The 21,605-nt window shown below is 53.4% G+C and carries 18 protein-coding genes; 5 read left to right on the top strand and 13 right to left on the bottom strand.

What is annotated here, in order from left to right; all coding sequences use genetic code 11:
• Positions 1 to 8: 8 nt before the first annotated feature.
• From potA to ABD892_RS21380, 5 genes are all read right to left on the bottom strand, one after another.
• Positions 9 to 1,133: a polyamine ABC transporter ATP-binding protein gene (potA, locus tag ABD892_RS21400; protein ID WP_345198194.1), complete on the bottom strand. Its 1,125-nt coding sequence runs from the start codon at positions 1,131 to 1,133 to the stop codon at positions 9 to 11.
• 145 nt (positions 1,134 to 1,278) lie between these two features.
• Positions 1,279 to 2,382, bottom strand: a complete 1,104-nt coding sequence (locus ABD892_RS21395; RefSeq protein WP_345198185.1) for an extracellular solute-binding protein — start codon at positions 2,380 to 2,382, stop codon at positions 1,279 to 1,281.
• 80 nt (positions 2,383 to 2,462) lie between these two features.
• A complete protein-coding gene (locus ABD892_RS21390; protein WP_345198183.1) occupies positions 2,463 to 3,842 on the bottom strand; it encodes an aspartate aminotransferase family protein in 1,380 nt (459 codons plus the stop codon).
• Between the two features lie 60 nt (positions 3,843 to 3,902).
• Complete coding sequence (locus ABD892_RS21385; RefSeq protein ID WP_345198182.1) at positions 3,903 to 5,252, bottom strand: glutamine synthetase family protein; 1,350 nt, start codon at positions 5,250 to 5,252, stop codon at positions 3,903 to 3,905.
• 61 nt (positions 5,253 to 5,313) lie between these two features.
• A complete protein-coding gene (locus ABD892_RS21380) occupies positions 5,314 to 6,090 on the bottom strand; it encodes a gamma-glutamyl-gamma-aminobutyrate hydrolase family protein (RefSeq protein WP_345198181.1) in 777 nt (258 codons plus the stop codon).
• 367 nt (positions 6,091 to 6,457) lie between these two features.
• Here ABD892_RS21380 and ABD892_RS21375 point away from each other — a divergent pair, with 367 nt between their 5' ends.
• The 5 genes from ABD892_RS21375 to ABD892_RS21355 all read left to right on the top strand — a co-directional run bounded on the left by ABD892_RS21375 (position 6,458) and on the right by ABD892_RS21355 (position 14,692).
• Positions 6,458 to 7,849: a glutamine synthetase family protein gene (locus tag ABD892_RS21375; protein ID WP_345198180.1), complete on the top strand. Its 1,392-nt coding sequence runs from the start codon at positions 6,458 to 6,460 to the stop codon at positions 7,847 to 7,849.
• A gap of 107 nt (positions 7,850 to 7,956) precedes the next feature.
• Positions 7,957 to 11,235, top strand: a complete 3,279-nt coding sequence (locus ABD892_RS21370; RefSeq protein ID WP_345198178.1) for a mechanosensitive ion channel domain-containing protein — start codon at positions 7,957 to 7,959, stop codon at positions 11,233 to 11,235.
• 41 nt (positions 11,236 to 11,276) lie between these two features.
• Entirely contained in the window at positions 11,277 to 11,825 is a 549-nt protein-coding gene (locus ABD892_RS21365; protein ID WP_345198177.1) for a hypothetical protein, read from the top strand.
• 41 nt (positions 11,826 to 11,866) lie between these two features.
• Complete coding sequence (locus ABD892_RS21360) at positions 11,867 to 13,327, top strand: protein adenylyltransferase SelO (protein ID WP_345198176.1); 1,461 nt, start codon at positions 11,867 to 11,869, stop codon at positions 13,325 to 13,327.
• Between the two features lie 90 nt (positions 13,328 to 13,417).
• Complete coding sequence (locus ABD892_RS21355; protein WP_345198175.1) at positions 13,418 to 14,692, top strand: bifunctional O-acetylhomoserine aminocarboxypropyltransferase/cysteine synthase; 1,275 nt, start codon at positions 13,418 to 13,420, stop codon at positions 14,690 to 14,692.
• Positions 14,693 to 14,734: 42 nt separating this feature from the next.
• Here ABD892_RS21355 and dnaB read toward each other — a convergent pair whose 3' ends face one another.
• From dnaB to ABD892_RS21315, 8 genes are all read right to left on the bottom strand, one after another.
• Positions 14,735 to 16,132, bottom strand: a complete 1,398-nt coding sequence (gene dnaB / locus ABD892_RS21350) for a replicative DNA helicase (protein ID WP_345198174.1) — start codon at positions 16,130 to 16,132, stop codon at positions 14,735 to 14,737.
• A 155-nt stretch (positions 16,133 to 16,287) separates the two neighbouring features.
• Positions 16,288 to 16,734: a 50S ribosomal protein L9 gene (gene rplI / locus ABD892_RS21345; protein ID WP_345198173.1), complete on the bottom strand. Its 447-nt coding sequence runs from the start codon at positions 16,732 to 16,734 to the stop codon at positions 16,288 to 16,290.
• A 48-nt stretch (positions 16,735 to 16,782) separates the two neighbouring features.
• Positions 16,783 to 17,646 carry a hypothetical protein gene (locus ABD892_RS21340; RefSeq protein WP_345198172.1) on the bottom strand — a complete coding sequence of 288 codons (864 nt, stop codon included), beginning with the start codon at positions 17,644 to 17,646 and terminating at the stop codon, positions 16,783 to 16,785.
• Positions 17,647 to 17,696: 50 nt separating this feature from the next.
• Entirely contained in the window at positions 17,697 to 17,921 is a 225-nt protein-coding gene (gene rpsR / locus ABD892_RS21335) for a 30S ribosomal protein S18 (RefSeq protein ID WP_211825383.1), read from the bottom strand.
• A 66-nt stretch (positions 17,922 to 17,987) separates the two neighbouring features.
• Positions 17,988 to 18,404 carry a 30S ribosomal protein S6 gene (gene rpsF / locus ABD892_RS21330; RefSeq protein ID WP_345198171.1) on the bottom strand — a complete coding sequence of 139 codons (417 nt, stop codon included), beginning with the start codon at positions 18,402 to 18,404 and terminating at the stop codon, positions 17,988 to 17,990.
• A 243-nt stretch (positions 18,405 to 18,647) separates the two neighbouring features.
• Positions 18,648 to 19,874: an EAL domain-containing response regulator gene (locus tag ABD892_RS21325; RefSeq protein WP_345198170.1), complete on the bottom strand. Its 1,227-nt coding sequence runs from the start codon at positions 19,872 to 19,874 to the stop codon at positions 18,648 to 18,650.
• Entirely contained in the window at positions 19,871 to 20,338 is a 468-nt protein-coding gene (locus ABD892_RS21320) for a hypothetical protein (RefSeq protein WP_345198169.1), read from the bottom strand. The genes ABD892_RS21325 and ABD892_RS21320 overlap by 4 nt, the downstream gene beginning before the upstream one ends.
• 138 nt (positions 20,339 to 20,476) lie before the next feature.
• The gene (locus tag ABD892_RS21315; RefSeq protein WP_345198168.1) at positions 20,477 to 21,577 is read right to left on the bottom strand and encodes an extracellular solute-binding protein; all 1,101 of its coding nucleotides are present in this window, start codon (positions 21,575 to 21,577) and stop codon (positions 20,477 to 20,479) included.
• Positions 21,578 to 21,605: the final 28 nt, after the last annotated feature.

Here is a 21,605-nt window from a genome sequence, read left to right as displayed (position 1 = left end):
TTACCTCCCTAGGAATTCAGGACAACGGCGCTGGCTGGTTCCCAGCTGACAAACACCGGGTCATCCCAGGTGGGCTGTTCGGAATGCCGATGCGTGTTCACATGGGTGGATTGCACCACCTTGCCGGACGGTAGCTTGATGTAATACACCGAGTGGCCGCCCAGGTAGGCAATGTCATAAACGACGCCGGATGACCAGTTATGATCACGACTCGGTTTCTCTGTGGAGATCGTGGTTTTCTCCGGACGGATCGCGACCCAGACATTCGGGTCTTCAGCCGCCGAGGTAATGCCGTGATTCACGAAGACCGGTGTATCCAGCAAATGGGATTGGATGACTACATGGTCCGCTTCATCCTCAACAATCTGACCTTCAAACATGTTCACAGAACCGATGAATTCGGCGGTCATGCGGCTGTTGGGGGTTTCGTAGATATCTTTGGGGGCGCCAGTCTGTACAATCCAACCGCTGTCCATGATCCCGATACGGTTCGCCATGGTCATGGCTTCTTCTTGGTCGTGGGTGACGAGCATGCAGGTCACACCAACATTTTCCAGAATGTCGACCACTTCCAGCTGCATTTCTGTCCGTAGCTTTTTATCCAGCGCGCCCATGGGTTCATCAAGCAGCAACATCTTCGGACGTTTGGCGAGACTGCGGGCGAGGGCGACGCGCTGCCTTTGGCCACCGGAGAGTTGATGCGGCTTGCGTCGTGCATATTGGCTCATGTGGACCAGTCGCAGCATTTCTGCAACACGATCGGCGATTTCCGCCCTGGGCAATCCGTCCTGTTTCAGGCCGAATGCGATGTTTTTCTCCACACTCATATGGGGGAAAAGTGCATACGACTGAAACATCATATTGATCGGGCGTTCGTAGGGAGGCAGAGAGGTGATGTCCTGGCCTTCCAGAATGATGCGTCCGGAGGTGGGCTTTTCAAAGCCGGCCAGCATACGCAACAGGGTCGATTTGCCTGAGCCGGAACCTCCCAGCAATGCAAAGATTTCACCTTTATAGATATCCAGAGAGACACTATCGACGGCCAGGGTTGCGTCAAACCGCTTGGACACATTATCGATACGCAGAATGACGTCTTTTTTCTCTGGTGCGTTGCCGGAGCCTGCGTCGGTCATTTGCCGTTCCGCACTTCTGGTGACAGCCATAGCCCGCCCTTCTTATTGTTAGTCGTTAATTACGTGCAGGATGTTGTATGAATTCTCTTGCGCCTTGCAGCCTGCAATGACGGGGAGCATTGCAGGCTGTCACGGTTTCAATCGCTTACTTGTTGGTCTTCAGTTTGGTGAAGGTCCGGGTAACCAGACGATCAATCTTGGGAGGCAGCACCTCGAACACATACAGGTTCTTCTCGGCTTCCTCGGTCGGATAGATGCCGGGGTTTGAGGTGATTTCCTCATCGACCATTGTCAGTGCAGCCTTGTTACCGCTTGCGTAGGAGACGTAGTTCTGAATTTCGGCCATGACCTCAGGCTCAAGCAGGTAGTTCAGGAAGGCATAGGCTTCATCGATGTTTTCAGCATCCTTTGGAATAGCCAGCATATCGAACCACATGCCTGCGCCTTCCTTGGGAATCACGTATTCAACAGCAACACCATTTTCCGCTTCATCGGCACGATCAGCCGCCTGCAGGATGTCGCCGGACCAGCCGACCGCAACACAGATATCGCCATTGGCCAGGTCAGTAATGAACTTGGAAGAATGGAAGTAAGTGATATGTGGACGGATTTTCTGCAGCAGTGCTTCCGCCTGCTTGTAGTCACCCTTGTCTGTGGAGTTTGGATTAAGACCGAGGTATTTCAGCGCGGCAGGAATGACTTCGGTCGGCGCATCCAGCAGTGCGACGCCACACTGGTTCAGCTTGCTGATATTTTCTTCCTTGAAGATCAGATCCCAGCTGTTGACCGGTGCATCTTCCCCCAGGTATTTGGCAACCAACTCAGGGTTGTAACCGATACCTGTTGTGCCCCAGAGATAAGGGAAAGAATGCGCATTGCCCTTGTCGTAGGTTTCCAGAAGGGCCATCAGGTTGCCGTCCAGGTTTTTCCAGTTGGACAGTTTTTCCTTATCCAGCGGCGCAAAAACACCGGCTTCAATCTGACGGGCCATAAATGACGCTGAAGGTACGACGATATCGAAACCGGTTTTACCAGACAGCAGTTTGGCTTCCAGTACTTCGTTGCTGTCAAACACGTCATACACCACCTTGATGCCGGTTTTTTCTTCAAACTTGGCAATGGTGTCTTCAGCGATATAGTCAGACCAGTTGTAGACGTTCAGCACCTTTTCCGCGGCCATGGTCAGCGGTGACGCCAACGCGCAGATCGCGGCGGTAGATGCCAGTAACTTGCCTGTTTTCTTGAACATTCCTTTCCCCTGTTTTCTCGTTGTTGTTATGGCTTGTTTTATTATGCCGGGGCACACGGGGCTGGTGCCCCGTAACCACCTTAACCTTTCCTGACTGCTTCGAAGGTCAGGTCAAGGCAGCGTACTGCTTTTTCGATCAGTTCATCGATTTCTGCGTGGTTGATCACCAGTGGTGGTGAAATAATCATGGTGTCGCCTACGGCACGCATCACCAGACCGTTCTTGAAACAGAAATCGCGACACAGTGTGCCAGTTGTCCCCTGATCATCAAAGCGCGTTCTTGCTGCCTTATCTGCGACCAGTTCAATAGCACCAACCATGCCAACCCCACGAGCTTCACCGACCAAGGGATGATCTGCGAGTTCTTTCCAACGCTTCTGCAGGTAGGGGGCAGTTTCAGCCTTGACGGTTTCGACAATGTTTTCATCCTGTAAAATACGAATGTTTTCCAGGGCAACGGCGGCCGCAACGGGATGGCCGGAATAGGTGTAGCCGTGATTGAAATCACCCCCTTTCTCCAGCAACACATCCGCGACTCTGTCACCAACCATCACACCACCAATGGGCAGGTAACCGGAAGAGAGTCCTTTGGCGATGGGCATCAGGTCTGGCTTCAGATCATAGTACTGGCTACCGAACCATTCACCGGTACGGCCAAAACCACAGATGACCTCATCGGCGATCAACAGAATATCGTAACGGGCAAGAATTTCTTTCACTGCAGGCCAGTAGGTGGAGGGCGGTACAATCACACCACCAGCGCCTTGTATTGGCTCGGCAATAAACGCTGCAACCTTGTCTTCACCCAGCTCCAGAATTTTATCTTCAAGGGCTTTGGCTGCCTGAAGACCGAACTCTTCCGGAGACTGATCGCCACCTTCACCAAACCAGTAAGGCTGCTGGATATGCACAATGCCCGGAATCGGCAGATCACCGTGGGCGTGCATAGGCTTCATACCACCCAGGCTGGCGCCTGCAACCGTAGAGCCGTGATAGGCATTTTGGCGACTGATAATGGTTTTCTTACCCGGCTTACCTTGCAGGTCCCAGTAGCGGCGCACCATCCGAAGCACAGTGTCGTTTGATTCAGAACCTGAACCGGTAAAAAACACATGGTTCAAGTGAGCAGGTGTGACTTCTACCAGCTTTTCAGCCAGGGCAATGGCGGGTGGATGGGATGTCTTGAAGAAACTGTTGTAGTAAGGCAATTCCTGCATCTGGCGATAAGCGACGTCTGCCAGTTCCTTGCGACCATAACCGATATTCACACACCAGAGGCCTGCCATGCCGTCGAGAATGCGGTTGCCATCACTGTCTTCAAGGTAAACACCTTCCGCGCGAGTAATTACTCGGGCGCCTTCCTGTCCCAATGCCTTGTTATCACTGAACGGATGGAAGTGGTGTTTGCGATCCAGTGCCTGTAGCTGTGCTGTATCAAGGGGCAAAGTCATGTCGTTCATTATTATTCTCCGAAAGCAGCTGCCGGCCTGAGACCGGCAGATCACAACAAATGGATTTATTTAGACGGTCATTTGCAGGTATTTGCGTTCCCATGAGCTGATAACGCGCTTGAAATTCTGGTACTCGGCGCGCTTGACCTCAACGTAGGCCTGAACAAATATCGGGCTAAGGATTTCTTTGAGTTCATCACTGTTTTCCATGCATTCCAGCGCTGCTTCCAGATTCAATGGCAGGCTCTCTGCACTGGACTCTTCGTAGCCACTACCCTGAACCGGTTTTCCCGGTGCGACGCGCTCTAACATGCCCAGATAACCACACAACAGAGTGGCGGCAAATGCCAGGTAGGGGTTAGCGTCTGCACCGGCAAGACGGTTTTCTACGCGGCGTGCGGCAGGTGTAGAGTCGGGTACCCGCAAACTGACGGTCCGGTTATCTATCCCCCAGGCGACATTGACGGGGGCGGATGTGCCCGGAAGAAAACGACGGTATGAGTTTACATTGGGTGCAAACAACGGCATGCAGGCGGCAATGTATTTCTGCTGGCCACCAATAAAGTGCAGGAAACTCTCTGTCTGTGTGCCATCTTCATTGCTGAAGATGTTTATTCCGGTTTTGCTGTCCAGAATACTCTGGTGGACATGCATGGAGCTGCCAGGTTCATCACCAATGGGCTTGGCCATAAAGGTGGCGGTCATGTTGTGCTTGAGGGCTGCTTCGCGCACGGTGCGTTTGAACACGAAGACCTGATCAGCCAGGGACAGTGCATCGCCATGACGAAAGTTGATCTCCATCTGAGCGGTGCCTTCTTCATGGATCAGGGTATCGATGTCCAGGTTCTGCTGTTCACACCAATCGTAGACGTCCTCGAACATGGGATCATATTCGTTAGCGGCATCAATACTGTAAGACTGTCGACCGGACTCCTGTCGACCGGAACGCCCAATCGGAGGCTCAAGCGGAAAATCAGGATCGGCATTACGCTTGGTGAGGTAAAACTCCAGCTCCGGGGCGATGACGGGTTTCCAGCCTTTGGCTTCGTAGAGTGAGAGCACTTTCTTCAGCACATTGCGGGGGGACATGCTGATGGGATTACCCTGTTTATCGTAGCAGTCGTGGATGATCATGGCGGTGGGTTCAAGGGCGAAGGGCACCATAAACACGGCATTTTCATCGGGCTTGAGAATCATGTCGATCTCGGCTGGATCAATCAGAACATCATAGACGTCATCATCGACATAGTCGCCGGTGACACTTTGTATCAGTATGCTTTCCGGCAGGCGGATACCTTTTTCATCAATGAATTTGTTGCAGGGCATGATTTTGCCCCGGGCGATTCCGGTGAAATCGGTAATGACGCATTCGACTTCTGTGATCTTGTTCTCTTTAAGCCAGGCGCTTAATTTTTTCATTGGTTTGTAGCCTGTGTTTTTAACGTGTCTAAATCCGTTGTGATGCTGTCCAGTATCAGGATTACCGGCGGGCGGCCCGTGCGGCGCATGCCTTGCCAAAGGCCTGAAATATAGACAGATAGAAAGGGGATTCGTTCACTTTCCATTCCGGGTGCCATTGAACAGCCAAGGCAAAGGCCTTGCTGTCGGGGACGGAAATCGCTTCGATGAGACCGTCTGGCGCTCTTGCCTCGACCTGCAGCCCGATACCCAGTCGATCAATGCCCTGGGTGTGTAACGAGTTCACCTGCTGTTTGCCTTCACCCACCAGTTCGGCCAGCAGGCCACCGGGTTCAATGGTGACGTCGTGCGCAGGGCTGTACTGTTGCTCCAGCGGGTCATCCTTGTTTTCCCGGTGTTCCATGAACAGGCCGGTTTCATGCAGTTCCTGATGCAGGGTGCCGCCCCAGGCAACGTTCATTTCCTGGAATCCACGGCAGATGCCCAGTAAGGGCACGCCCGCGTCAACAGCGGCACGGAGCAGCGGCAGGGTTGTGTGGTCGCGGAGTGTGTCGTGCAGTGTGCCCGGCTTGCTGGGTTCCCCCTCATAGTGATGGGGCTCAACATTAGAGTAGCCACCGGTGAAGAGCAGGCCGTCGAGTCTGTCGAGTAGCGGGGCAGCGGCCAGGGGATCGGGCAATGAGGGAATAATCACGGGAAGGGCATCTGCGCCATTAACGACACCTGTAAGATACTTCTCCCCCGCCATATGGAAGCGGTGCGGGTCGACCATCTTGCTGTCTGCAACGACCCCGACCAGGGGAACCGGGCCTGACTGCGGCCGGAATGCGGTACTCATGCATCACCTTTGCTTATTGGAATTCTGATCTTGTTATTTTCTGTTCTGCACTGTTCGTTTTTTTTAACACTTGTTGCTGCGTAAAAGCAAGACCTCTGCCAATGTGCCAAAACCGTAGCATCGCGCGTAGCGCCAGCTTCTTCCTGTGGCAATTACAAAAAAATACAAAAATAGCAGGTGATTTAAGCCCTCTATCAGGGCGTTTTTTGGGTTCGGTGCACCAATTTGACCGTTGCTGGCTGTATTGACTTCCCCTTTGGGCTGATATTCACTGGTGAACCCAAAATAATGGTTGAAATATTTTACAAACGCGTTCAGCGTTACCTCAAAAGGCAACGAGCATGAAGCCGTGCCAAGGCAAAGAATAATGACAACAAAAACGGATACCGTTATGGATGCAGTAAAGTCTGAAACCGGTTTTTCCTCCTTTCTGGAGACGCACGCGTCAGTATCTCGCATCGACCTCCTGATTCCTGATATCAATGGTGTGATCCGTGGTAAACGGGTGGATCGGTCGGTGCTGGCCAAAGTGTTCAGCAAGGGCGTCTATCTTCCCGGGTCTGTGTTTGGTTTGAATATCCAGGGTGAAACCGTTGAGGCAACCGGGCTTGGCCTGAAGCAGGGCGATCCGGACCGACTCTGTTTTCCGGTCGATGAGAGCCTTTGCATTGTGCCCTGGCAGAGCCAGCCGACCGGTCAGTTGTTGATGACCATGCATGAGCTGAATGGTGCACCGTTCTTTGCAGACCCCCGGCATCGCTTGCTGGCGATTTATGAGCAATTCAGCGCGCTGGGGCTGACGCCGGTCACCGCGGTTGAAATGGAGTTTTATCTTGTAGACCGCGAGCGTGACGGTGAAAAGCCACAGCCGCCCCTTTCACCGGCCACCGGCAAGCGGGAGTCGGAAACGCAGGTTTACTCCATCGATAACCTGGATGCTTACGCGGATTTCCTCGCGGATGTGATCGCTGCCGCCCGTGAACAGGGGCTGCCGGCCGATTCCATTATCGCGGAATATGCGCCCGGCCAGTTTGAAGTGAACCTGCATCATGTGGGTGATCCCGTGCTGGCCTGTGACCATGCCATCCTGCTCAAGCGGGTGATTCGTAACGTGGCGTTGCGTCATGGCGTTGAGGCCACGTTCATGGCCAAGCCTTACCCTGACCAGGCGGGGTGCGGGATGCATGTGCATATGAGCCTGTTGGATGCACAGGGCAACAATGCATTTGCCGGTACTGAGGGTCAGGTCAGCCTGGTACTGGAACACGCTATTGGGGGATTGCTCGCGCTGATGGCCGATTCCATGGCACTGCTGGCGCCCAATGTGAATTCCTACCGTCGGTTTGCACCGGAGTTCTTTACACCCTGCGCGCCGACCTGGGGTTTTGATAATCGCTCGACGGCGGTTCGGATTCCGGCCTGTGATCCGGCCAATACCCGCATTGAGTACCGTGTACCCGGTGCCGATGCCAACCCCTACCTGGTGGTTGCAGCGATTCTGGCAGGCATGCACTACGGTTTGACAGAAAAAATCACCCCACCGCCGGTCTCCACAGGAAACGCCAGTAAAACCCATCCCCGTTCTCTGCCAGATAATCTGCGGGATGCGATGCGTCGCATGGAAAACTCAGAGGTTTTGCGTCGCTATTTTGGTGATGAATTTGTTGAGGTTTATCTGGCCATTCGGAACCAGGAGCTGGAAACCTTTGAGAAGGTGATTTCAAGCGTTGAGTATGAGTGGTTTTTGGGGAGCGTTTGATCAGTCCCACGCTTAAAAAATTATTCACAGGATAAGTAGGTAGTCAGACAGCCAACTTCTAGACTTTCTGTATAGGCATCAAATCTTCACAGAATGACAGGGAAGTCATGTACAGAGTGCATTGGGCGTTGGCGTTTGGCTGTGCTTTTTTTCTCAGTATCCCGCAGGCCGTCGGAAATCCGGCGCCGTTACCCACAGACATCCGCCCCCCCAGTATTGAGGCAATCACCCAGGCGCTGGATACGCTTAAGCCGGCGGATAAGCCGTTGCCGGAGCAAAAACAGTCACTGGCTGATATTTACCAGCAGACGCTGCAATTCCTCAAGCAGGCTGACAGTGAACAGCAGCAGTTGAATGAACTGTTGCTCCAACTGGAAGATGCGCCGGAGGAGACAACACGGCTTCAGGAACAGATCAAATCCACAGAGATTCCGACCGAAACGGATTTACTGGAAAAACTGCGTCATCAAACCCCGGAATATCTCAAGAAAGCCCTGATTGATCGGCAGGCGGAACTCTCTGAGCGCCAAACCCAGCTGGCGAATACCAATAACCTGGTCACCATTGAGCGGGCTCGCCCGGAAAATAACCAGGCGATTATCAGCAAGAATCAGGAACGCCTGAAAGTCTTGTCTTCGCAGCTGAATCTGCTGATGGCAGAAGCGTCGCCGGGTGCGATGGCAGAAGCAAAGAAGTCCCTGTTTTTAGCAGAGATGGCGGCACTGCAGCAGCAGGACAACCGCCTTAACCTGGAAATCCGTAACAGCAGTATCCGGCTGGAGTTGATCGCGGCCCGACAGGTATTGCTGTCCCGACAGGTTCGGGTGCTGGAACTGGATGTCCTTTCGCTGCAAACCGTCATCAACTACAAGCGTCGCGCGGCCAGTGAGGCGGCGGTAGCCATTGCTTCGCATATTACCCGTTCCAGCGCCGGCAAGGGCGAGCTGCTGCGCAATGAAGCGGTGATCAATATGGAGCTGAGCCAGGAACTGCTGGCGATCACCGACCGGATCAGTGAAATCAGTGAGCAGAATACCCAGGTTAGGGAGCAGCTGAAGAGCGTCAGTGCGATCAGCCAGAGCGTACAGCAGAAATCAGTGTTGCTGGGAGAGAATCCCCGGTTGGCGGCGTTATTGCGTGAAAGCCGCATGAAACTGCCCAAGATCTCCGTTAACAAGGAGATCCCACACATCATCACCCAGGCACGATTACAGAAATTCAATCACGATCAGGAAAGACAGCGTCTCAGCCCGCCTGAACGCTATGTGGATAAACTGCTGGAATCTGCCGGCAACCAGACCGCCTTGAGCGATTCCGATCGTCAAGAGCTGCTGCGATTGCTGCGTACCCGCCAAAAACTGCTGGAAGACCTGTCAACAGAGCAGGGTAACCTGCTGACGGCGGCGATCAGTCTGGAGCTGGACCAACAACAATTGTTGAGCCAGGGGCGTGATCTGTCGCGAACCCTGAAAGAACGCCTTTATTGGATTGCCAGTAATAATGAGCTGGGCATGGACTGGCTGATGGCGGCACCGGATCGGCTGTTTCAGCAGATCGAAATGATTCCGTGGAAAGGCATTGCGATGCACGTTTACTCAACATTGCGGGCCAACTGGCTGATTACCATCCTCTGTTTGGCATTTTGCACCTGGCTGCATTCGCGTAGACGTTACCTGCATGCCATGCAGCGGGCACTGACCCGACATATTGGACATATCCGCTATGACAACCTGAAGCATACTCCCAAGGCGTTAGCCTTAAGCCTCCTGCAGGTGTTACCTGTGCCATTATTGCTCATGCTGGTTGGGCTGGCGCTGACCAGTGGGACGCCTCCGTGGCCCGGGGTAGAAAACCTCGGGCGTGCCATGATTCAAACTGCGCCTGTTTGGCTGCTGATGCTGTTGGGGATTCATGTGTATGCCCCGCATGATATCGGCATGGAACATTTTGGCTGGTTGGCACGGGATTGCCGGGCGTTGATGGGACAAATGCGGCGCCTCGCCATGGTCATGGTCCCCCTGTTTTTTGTGGTCAGCTTGGCGAAAGGGCAATCGACGGAGCTTGAGCATGACCTAATCGGCATGCTGTTGCTGATGACAGGTTCATTGCTACAAGCCTGGATCATCATCAGCATGGTCAAAACGTCGGATGAGCTGCTGGGCTCAAAAATGCTGAATTTTCTGATTTTGTCTGGTCTGGTGGTGGTTTCGCTCGGACAGATGGCGCTCACCGCATCCGGTTACTATTACACCGCATTGCAGATGCAACACCAGCTGGTTGGCACGTTGTTGTTGGTTGGTGTCACAGTCATGATCCAGGCACTGATCAAGCGCAATCTGCATGTGGCAGAGCGGCGGCTGGCGTATTCCCGTGCCATTTCCAGGCGAGCCGCAAGCAGTGAGGAGGGGGACAGCGTCTCGTTTGAAGAACCGACCCTTGATCTGGCGACCGTTGAGCAACAGTCACTGCGGCTGATCAATGCGCTGATGGTGGTGGGGCTGCTGATTGTCTTGTACTGGCTGTGGCAGGACCTTTTCGGGCTGCTGCATTTCATGAACAACATTACGCTCTGGGAAGTCGGGGATGCGAAGGGCGATGTACCGGTTTACCTCAGTGACCTGCTGCTCAGTATCCTGGTATTGGTGACCATGTTTATCTTGGCGCGAAACCTGCCGGGGTTGCTGGAAGTCACGATTCTCTCACGGCTTAACCTGCGTCCGGGTAACAGTTATGCAGCGACCACATTGCTCAGCTATACCATTACCGGGTTGGGCGTTGTCCTGTCACTGGCAACACTGGGCATCGGCTGGGATAAGCTGCAATGGCTGGTTGCTGCACTGGGTCTGGGGATTGGTATCGGTTTGCAGGAAATTGTCGCCAACTTTTTCTCGGGCTTGATCATTTTGTTTGAGCGCCCTGTCCGGATAGGCGACACCATTACTCTGGGGGAAATTACCGGCGAAGTGACGCGTATCCGAATCCGTTCCACGACGGTGACTGATTGGGATAACAAGGAAATCATCATCCCCAATAAAATGCTGGTGAATGAAAAGCTGATCAACTGGTCCCTCAGCAGCTCTGTGGTTCGTATTATCATGCCCTTTTATGTCGCCCACGATGAAGACCCTGTAGAGGTACAGAAACTGCTGTTGCAGGCAGCCCGGGAGCATCCCGGGGTTGTCGAGAAACCGGAACCTCTGGCATTGTTTATGGAGTATGGCGACAGTGCGTTGCAATATGAGTTGCGGGTCTATGTCACCCATGTGGATGAGCGTCTGAGAGTGCGCGATGCACTCAATACGCGGATTCAGACCCTGTTCAGAGAGCACCAAATCACTGTCGCCTGGCCCAAGCAGGATATCTTCTTTCATACTGAGCGACGTTGAAAGAGGGTCGTGCCTTCACGGACGTGTTCCCGGAGAGTGCTGTGTCAGTCAAGCCATTGCCTTTGAATGTGTTGGTACGGGTGTTTCGTGAGTCCATTGAGGGCGAAGGCGCCTGGTCCAATGGGTTTGTGATTGAACAAAGTCAGGAACTGTTACTGCTACAGTTGATCAACGACCGTATCAGCCTGGATGGCTACCAGCTGTTGCGTCAGTCGGATATCACCGATATTGAACAACCCATGCCACACCACGCGTTTATTGAAAAAGCGCTTGAGTTGCGTGAGCAACAGCCTGTTCATCCGGGCATTGTAAATATGTCGTCCATGGAAAGCGCATTGCAATCCATTAGCCAGAGTTCCCCACTGGTGACAATTCATCAGGAATCCCAGGAGCCTGATATCTGCTGGATTGGACGTGTGGTCAGCACCAGCCAGGGTTCACTCTATCTGAAATGTATCACGCCGGATGCCCGCTTTGAGCAGGATGTTGATAGTTACCGCATTGCTGATATCAGCAGGGTGGATTTTGGCGGTGACTATGAGCAGATTCTCTGGCGTGTCGCGCAAGACGGGATGCAGGACGCAGAATAACCAAGTATTATGCTCGGAAAAGCCGACGTACAGGATGTGGCATGCCCTGCTTTGATCACCTGACCTTTGAAAACCATTACTCACAACTGCCGGACTGTTTCTATTCAAAAGTGACGCCACAGGCGCTGGAGAACCCGCGTCTGGTCAGCGTGAATGCCCGGGTTGCTGATTTGCTGGATCTTGACCCGGACGATCAAGCGGGCATTCAGGCTGTAACGGCAGGACAGCACGTGCCAGCCGATGCCGATCCTCTGGCCATGGTGTATGCCGGCCATCAGTTTGGTGTTTATGTTCCACGGTTGGGAGATGGTCGGACGCTGTTGCTCGGTGAAGTCAGAAATCACCAGGGTAAGAAGTGGGATCTGCATCTGAAAGGTTCTGGTCATACGCCGTATTCCCGGCAAGGTGACGGTCGGGCGGTATTGCGTTCTTCCATTCGTGAGTACTTATGCAGTGAAGCCATGTATGGACTGGGTATTCCGACGACCCGTGCCCTGTGTCTGGTAGACAGCGACACACCGGTTCAACGGGAAAAGATGGAGCGTGGTGCGGCCATTCTCCGGGTTGCCCAGAGTCATGTGCGCTTCGGTAGCTTTGAATACTTCTATTACCGCAACAAACATGCAGAACTGAAACAGCTGGCTGATTTTGTAATTGCCGAGCATTTTCCGGCATTTGTCAATGAGGCTGATTGTTACGAACGTTTTTACCATGAAGTCGTTAAGCGCACTGCTGAGATGATTGCGCAATGGCAGGCCGTCGGGTTCTGTCACGGTGTTATGAATACTGACAATATGTCCATTTTGGGACTGACACTGGATTATGGTCCCTTTGGCTTTATGGAAGCGTTTGATGCAGGGCACATCTGCAACCATTCGGATTTCCAGGGGCGTTATGCATTTAATCAGCAACCCGATATCGGTTACTGGAACTGCGCCTGTCTTGGTCAGGCATTGTCGCCGTTATTCAACAATAATGTGAATGTCATTAAAGGGGTTCTTGCGCAGTATCCTGATGCTTTTGCTAAAACCTATTCGTTACTGATTCGTCAAAAGGCGGGGCTTGCTGTATCGCAGAAAAACGACAGTCGTCTCTTTGATAAACTGTTCACACTGATGCAGAAAAGCAAAACAGATTACACACTGTTCTTCCGGCGACTCTGTGATTATGAACCGGATGGTGACAACGCATTACTGAGAGATCTGTTTGTTGATCGTGATGCCTTTGATCGATGGTGTAAGGACTATGGAGTCCGTTTATCTGCTGAGAGCGGCTCAGTCTCTGAACGTCGACGCGCAATGCAACAGGTGAACCCTAAATATGTATTGCGCAATTACATGGCACAGATCGCCATTGATCAGACAGAAGCGGGTGACTATGGTGAAGTTGATAATCTGTTGGCATTGCTCAGTGATCCCTATGCAGAATGGCCTGAACAGGAGGCGTATGCGGGGTTACCGCCAGATTGGGGCGCTTCACTGGAAGTAAGCTGTTCTTCCTGACGCTTTCATTGATTCATTACCGCGTTTTTTTTGGGTATGCTGCCCGTTCCCGGTCAACAACCCCCAACAATAAACCAGGGCAGAATAACGATGAAGCTGGAAACCCAAGCCATTCACGCCGGATATTCACCAGATCCTACGACCAAGGCTGTTGCCGTTCCCATTTATCAAACAACCTCTTACGCCTTCGACAATACCCAGCATGGCGCTGACCTGTTTGATCTGAAGGTTGAAGGCAACATCTATACCCGCATCACTAACCCGACGACAGCGGTACTGGAACAGCGTGTGGCGGCGATGGAGGGCGGTATAGCCGGGCTGGTGCTTTCATCGGGCATGGCCGCGATTACCTATGCCATCCAGACGATCGCAGAAGCAGGCGACAACATTGTCAGCATTAACAAATTGTATGGTGGTACCTACAACCTGTTTGCACATACACTGCCCAAACAAGGGATTGAAGTGCGCTTCGCACCGCATGATGACATTGATGCGCTGGTGGATTTAATTGATGCAAACACCAAGGCGGTGTTTTGTGAAAGTATCGGTAATCCGCTGGGGAATATTGTTGATATTGAAGCACTGGCAAATGCGGTTCACGCGCAGGGTGTTCCACTGATTGTGGATAACACCGTCGCATCACCCGCGTTATGGCGGCCCATCGAACATGGTGCGGATATTGTCGTCCATTCTCTCACTAAGTATATGGGCGGGCATGGTACAACCATTGGTGGTGTCATTGTGGATTCCGGTAAATTCCCGTGGGTTGATCACAAGGATCGCTTTCCTGCGCTAAACAAACCTGATCCTTCTTATCACGGTGTCGTTTATACTGAGGCGCTTGGCCCGGCCGCGTTTATTGGACGTGCGCGTGTTGTGCCGTTGCGTAATACCGGTGCTGCCATATCCCCCATGAATGCCTTCATGATTCTTCAGGGTTTGGAAACGCTGGCGTTACGTATGGAGCGTCATTGTGACAATGCACTGAAAGTCGCCGAATTCCTGCGTGATCATAATCAGGTGGAATGGGTGAATTATGCGGGGCTTCCGGATAGCCCAGACTATCAACTCTGCCAGAAATACCTGAAGGGGCAGCCTTCGGGCATTCTGAGTTTCGGGATCAAGGGTGGCCAGGTTGCCGGAGCACGATTTATTGATGCATTGCAGCTGGTCACACGCCTGGTCAATATCGGCGATGCCAAGTCGCTGGCCTGTCATCCGGCTTCTACAACGCATCGTCAGCTGGACGACGATGAGCTGGTTGCTGCTGGGGTCAGTCGTGACATGGTGCGCCTGTCCATCGGCATTGAACATATTGATGATATTCTCGCGGACCTGGAACAGGCGCTGGCGGAATCAGTCTGATACTGTGAACTGACCTGCGCCACGGTTCAGTGGCGCAGGCTGTTATTCATCGAAGTCGCTGTAAGCACCCGGGGCGAGGTTCTCAAACCGGGTGTACTGGCCGATAAAGGCCAGTCGTACGCTGCCGATGGGGCCGTTACGCTGCTTACCGATAATGATTTCGCCGACACCTTTGTATTCCGTATCCGGGTTATAGACTTCGTCCCGATAGATAAACATGATGACGTCGGCGTCCTGCTCGATAGCACCGGATTCCCGCAGGTCGGAGTTTACCGGACGTTTGTTGGGGCGCTGCTCCAATGAACGGTTAAGCTGGGACAGGGCAATCACCGGCACCTTGAACTCTTTGGCCATGGCCTTGAGGGAACGGGAGATTTCAGAAATCTCGTTGGTTCGCCCTTCGCTGAATCCGGGGATCTGCATCAGCTGCAGGTAATCCACCATGATCAGTGCCAGGTCACCGTGTTCGCGCACAATACGTCGGAGCCGGGAACGCATTTCCTGGGGGCTGATACCGGCGGTATCGTCAATGAACAGTTTTTTATCTTTCAGTCTCTCGACGGCTGACGACAGACGGGGCCAGTCGTCTTCTTCCAGTTTCCCGGTTCTCACCTTTCCCTGGTTGATGCGTCCCAGTGATGAAAGGCTACGCATCATCAACTGTTCAGCAGGCATCTCCAGGCTGAAAACAACGACACCTTTGTCCGTTGCCATCAAGGCGTTCTCTACCAGGTTCATGGCAAAGGTGGTTTTACCCATGGAGGGACGCGCCGCCACAACGATCATGTCGGACGGTTGTAGGCCCGAGGTCATTTCATCGAGATCCGTGAAGCCGGTTGTGATACCGGTAATGGCGTCACCGGTGTTGAACAGTTCATCAATCTTGTCGATGGCTTTTTTCAACAGCTCCCGCATGTCGATCGGGCCACCTTCTTTTGCGCGATCTTCAGCGATCTGGAAAATAGCCCGTTCTGCCATCTCCAGCAGGTCGTCACTGTTGCGTCCTTCCGGGTTATAGGCGTTATCGGCAATTTCCTGTGAGGCGCTGATCAGACGCCGCAAAACAGCCCGTTCGTAGACAATGCCGGCATAAGCACGGATGTTCGCAACACTGGGGATGCTTTCCACCAGTTCTGTCAGGTAGGGTATTCCGCCACAGTCGCTTAGCAGGCTGCGGCGCTCCAGTTCGCCGGCCAGTGTCACCGGATCAAACGGGTTGGACTGCTTGGCCAGTTCCTCGATGCATTCGAAGATTTTTCTGTGTGCGGGATTATAAAAATCTACTGCGCCGATTTTTTCTGCGACATGATCCCAGGCATCGTTGTCCAGCATCAGACCGCCCAGTACTGACTGTTCCGCCTCGATCGAATGCGGAGGGGTCTTCAGGCTGGCCATGGCCTCGTCAATGGGCAGTTCGGGATGATGGGCTGCTTCCAACATAGATACGTTGTCGACTGATCAAAAAAAGAAAAGAAACCTTAATACTACCCTTGCAGGGCAGGAAAACAACAAAGGTTATCAGATTGGCTGGGGCGAAAAAAAAACGCCTGTGCAGGCACAGGCGTTTTTCACATCACAGGTGTGATCGAAAACGATTACTCGGCTTCGATGAATACCTTGACGCTAGATGCTACGTCGGAGTGCAGCTGTACAGCGATGTCGTACTCACCAACCATACGGATAGGACCGGTAGGCATACGAACTTCGCTCTTGGCCACTTCAACGCCGGCAGAAGTGATGGCGTCAGCCAGGTCACGGGTGCCGATGGAACCGAACAGCTTGCCTTCATCACCGGCCTTGGCAGTGATGGTCAGCTCGATTTCAGCCAGGGAGGCAGCACGCTTCTCGGCTTCAACCAGCTTGGCGGCAGCCGCCTTTTCCAGCTCTGCACGACGTGCGTCGAAATCAGCAATGTTAGCCTTGGTGGCAGGCACAGCCTTACCGAAAGGGATCAGGTAGTTACGACCGTAACCGGCCTTGACCTTAACCTGAGTACCCAGATCGCCCAGATTGGCGATTTTTTCCAGAAGAATAACTTCCATCTCGCTTACCTCTTAATCTACCTTGAACCTGTTGAACAGTGCATCGATTTAACCTTGCATCCTGTTTTCGAGGCGTCCCCGAAAGTCCAACAGGCTGTCAAGGCAGGCTAGCAATACAACCACAGGGTAAAATGCGAGCAGCAGCACATAAAATGGCAGCAGCCAGGCCTTGCCAAATCCACGCAGCCCCGCGAGACCATGCATCAGCGCAATACCTGCGACCAGTAATGGCATCAGCAGGACTGGCTGTATCGCGGCGGTGACCAGGCTGGTGCTGGACATGGCCAGAAGCCACAGTCCCAGCAGTACAACGGTCACCATCGGCGTCAGGCGCAGGCGATGAAACTCTGTCCTGAAACCGCCGGGATTATAGAGCATGGCCTGCCAGCCACGGGCCAGAATCAACGCCAGTACGGCGCCACCGGCAATAATGAAGCTGGCTGTCCGGACAAAGCTGGTTTCCAGCAGTGTCAGGATCTGTTCCTGGCTGAGATTGGCACCCTCGGGAAACAGTGTCTCGAGGTTCGGACCATACAGCTGCCGCAGGATCTCCATGGCATGGGCAACCTGTGGTGCGTAATAGTCACTGATGACCAGCGCCATCAGGCCGCCGGCCGGTACCAGCGCCATTAACGCCACCGGCCATGAAGCCGTACGACGCAGGCTGCAGGCCATGGCCATGGTGCCTACCAGGCAGAACAACGAGGAAGGTTGCCCCATCCAGGCCCAGACGCCGGCCGGTAACAGTGCCCAGATAAAGACCTGGAGACCGTCATGCCAGCCACGACGCAGGGTTACCAATGCTACTGCTGCTGCACTCATCCAGAACATCATCGGTACAGCACAGGCGATCACTGCCACGGCAATGGCAGCGGCCCGTCCCCGCATGATCAGTTCTGCTAAAGCGCGCATACGTCCCCCCATGGGATTAAACCCGCCCGAACAACGGGCGATGAACCCGCTTAGTGGCGATCAGTGTACGGCAGCAGCGCGATGTAGCGCGCGCGCTTGATCGCAGTGGCCAGCTGGCGCTGGTAGCGAGCCTTGGTACCGGTGATGCGGCTGGGTACAATCTTGCCGGTTTCGGTAACATACGCCTTCAGGGTGTTCAGGTCCTTGTAATCAATTTCCTGTACGCCTTCAGCGGTAAAACGGCAGAATTTCCGGCGGCGGAAGTAACGTGCCATAACGACGTCTCCTCAAATGGTTCTTTTCAGAACGTTATTCGTAACGGTGTGATAATCCGCGACGGATTACTCTGCGGACTCTTCAGACGCTGCAGGTGCTTCAACAGCTTCTTCAGAACGCTCACGACGGTCTTCACGGCGCTCACGACGGTCGTCACGACGCTCTTCCTGCTGCATCATGATGGACTGTTCGGTGATCGCTTCGTTACGACGGATAACCATGTTACGGAGAACGGCGTCGTTGAAACGGAAGGTGTTTTCCAGTTCAGCCAGTACGTCGTTGCCGCATTCGATGTTCAGCATGACGTAGTGAGCCTTGTGGATCTTGTTGATCGGGTAAGCCAGTTGACGGCGGCCCCAGTCTTCCAGGCGGTGGATGGTACCGTTGCCTTCAGCGATGACCTTCTTGTAACGGTCGATCATGGCAGGTACTTGTTCACTCTGGTCCGGATGTACCAGAAATACGATTTCGTAATGACGCATTGTAGCTCCTTACGGGTTAAACAGCCTTCCAGGAACCAGGACAAACCCGCTTCCGGTAAGGCAAGGAGTTGGAACCAGCTAAACGCCAGTTCCGGACTTCATAGAAGAATCGCGCATTCTAGAGAAGGACAGGGCGTCACGCAATAGTGGAAGGTTAAAGTTTGACCAGTTTTTTGCTGTGTTTCGGCATTTGCGGACACGGAAGGAAATGAAGGCTGAAAGGCGAACCTGACAGCCTGTGAATTAGCTTTTTTGGTCCATCATTTGTTTGTAACGGATACTCCAGTCAGTGGCCCAGGTGAACAGGTCGCTGGCCGGCATGGATTTGCCAATCAGGTAACCCTGACCGATGGAGCACCCGAGTTCTTCCAGCAGGAACCAGTCTTCGGCGGTTTCCACGCCCTCACCAACTGTCTTCATGCCGAGCTTTTGAGCCATTTGAATATTGGATTCCAGAATGACTTTCCGGGTTGGGTTCTCGTAGGCGCCAGTCACCAGGGATTTGTCGAGCTTTAACTCGGAGCAGGGCATTCGCTCCAGCTGGTGAAGGTTGGAGTAACCGGTACCGAAATCATCCATGGAAAGGGTAAAACCTTTCAGTTTCATGCGGGCGATGGTTTCCAGGCTGTGGGCCAGGTTTTCCATCAGCATGGATTCTGTGATTTCAAGGATCAGCTGGTCATGATCTATACCGTAGTGATCCGTGACTTCGGCCAGTTTGCCGGCCAGTGAACGATCATCGAGCATGGAGGGCGAGATGTTGATGGAAACGGCTATTTTCTTGCCCAGGTTAAGCCAGCGGTGCAGGTCTTCGGCGATGACGTGGATCTGATGCCAGGTCAGTTTATCAATAACGCCCATTTCTTCCAGGACGGGAATATATTGGTCCGGGTAGATCATGCCGTGGTCAGGATGTACCCAGCGTGACAGCGCTTCAGCCGCAAACCATTCGCCAGTTTCGATCCAGACTTTGGGCTGGTACCAGGTCATGAACTGATTGGTTGTCAGCCCCTCGATGATATCGTGGCGTGTTAGTGTATTGCTATAGGTGTCCGGATGCTTTTTGCGATGAGAGTCAAAGTACCGGTCAACGATCATTTCGGCACAGTCCCGGCTAAACGTCTGTTCAATGTTGCCAAGGACATTCAGGCCAAGTTGCTCTGCCATATCTTCCAGCGTACGAAGGACGGCGAAGTCAATGAAGTCGACAATGGCAAACGCTTCTGAAAGCTGCTGCTCACCCAGGTGACGGAGCAACTCAATGCCGTCCATGGGGGTCATATCCAGCTGGCTAAAGACAATATTGACCGGCTCCGGGTAGTTGACGATCTTTTCCAGGCAGTCCTGTCCACTGTTGGCACTTAATACCTGCTGGCAGCCGATATCCTCGAGTACCTTTACGGCCATGGCCCGTTGAAAGTCATGCTTTTCAACGACCATTACTATCAGTTCGGAGGGGTTGTTGTTCATCGCTCCCCTCCCAGAAAAGACGGCGGCTCGATAACCACGCGATAGGCGTCTGGCTCGCGCAGGGCGACGGGGGCTTCAACCGCATCAATAATGGCGTCACGTAACTGGTCGGAGGTGACCGGGCGGGTCAGGCAGCTATGCACCTGCAGGACACTGGCCATATCAGGCAAGCCGGGTTTGTCCCGGTGTGTCAATAAAACGGCAGGAATATCACGAACACAGCCAGCCTTTCCCGAACGAATCAGGTAGAGCAGGTCTGTTGCGTCCGGGCGTATGGCCTGGTCGCAAAGCATGAGGTGGTAATGGTCCCGGTGCAGCGCATTAATGGCGCCCTGGGCGCTTTCCACGGCCAGTATACGGGCACAGCGCTCACCCTTGAGCATGCAGACCAGAATCCGCCGCAGTAATTCCCGCTCTGCGACGACAAGAATGCTGAAATCCCTAAGATCCCTCTGGATTGTCATGGCTATCCCTGCTGCCAGTGAACCACGGGGTCAGTGGTTCAGGTTGGATCCTGCAGCCCTTCCATGGGCTACAGATGGCGAAGCAGCCTTCCTCTGGCAGCTCCGCCTAAATGGCTATCGGCCATTCAAATCCAGTCTTCAGGCACCGGTTTTCAACCGGGTCCATTCCCGGGTGATGGTGCGCTTGACCTTGTTGGGCAGGGGCTTGAACAGGAACAGGTTCTGTTCGACTTCAGCGGGTGGGTAGACGCCCTTGTTATCCCGCAGTTTGGCGTCAACCAGCGGTGTGGCGGCCTTGTTCGGGTTGGCAAAGTAAACGTAGTCGGTGACACCGGCGATAACCTTGGGCTCCATCATGTAGTTGATGAAGCGATAGGCGTTCTCCTTGTTGGTGGCATCGGCAGGAATGGCCATGACATCGTAGGAAATGGCAGCACCTTCCTTCGGAATGCTGTACGCGACGTTTACGCCGTTTTTGGCGTCATGAGCGCGCTCATCGGCCATGAACATGTCGCCGGACCAGCCAAGCGCCACACAGATATCGCCATTGGCCAGGTCAGAGATGTACTTGGAGGAGTGGAAGTAAGTGATATAAGGTGCCACTTTGGCCAGTTTCTCCGCCGCCAGCTTGTAGTCCTTCGCGTTTTGGGAGTTGGGATCCTTGCCCATGTATTTCAGGACTGAGGGCAGCACTTCGGTGGGGGCATCCAGAAACGCCACGCCGCACTGGGAGAGCTTTTTCATGTTCTCAGGCTCAAAGATCAGCGCCCAGCTGTCCACTGGAGCATCTTTGCCCAGATACTGCTTCACCTTTTCAGGGTTGTAACCAATACCCGTTGTCTGGGCCAGGTAGGGAATCGCGTACTGGTTGCCCGGATCCACGGAATCCAGCAGTTTCATGGTCTGTGGATCGATATTCTTGACGTTGGCCAGTTTGGATTTGTCGAGCGGAGAATAGACGCCAGCCTTGATCTGGTGGGCCAGAAAGTCGTGGGATGGAAAAACAACGTCGTAGCCACTGTGCCCGGACAGCAGCTTGGCTTCCAGGACTTCATTACTGTCATAGACATCGTAAACGGCATCAATGCCGGTTTTCTTTTCGAACTCAGGTACGGCATTAGGCGAAATGAATTCGCTCCAATTGTAGATGTACAGGTTATTGCTGGTATTGGCGGAAGCCGATAACACCGGCACGGCAACCGCCAGCAGGCATGACTTGAAGAGACGGGTAAAGTTCATGGCGCCCTCGCTACAGAGTAAGGCTGAA

The organism is Kistimonas scapharcae (assembly GCF_039540975.1).
Lineage (GTDB): Bacteria > Pseudomonadota > Gammaproteobacteria > Pseudomonadales > Endozoicomonadaceae > Kistimonas > Kistimonas scapharcae.
Note: the sequence above shows the minus strand (reverse complement) of the source record. Positions and strands in the feature narration are given on the sequence as shown.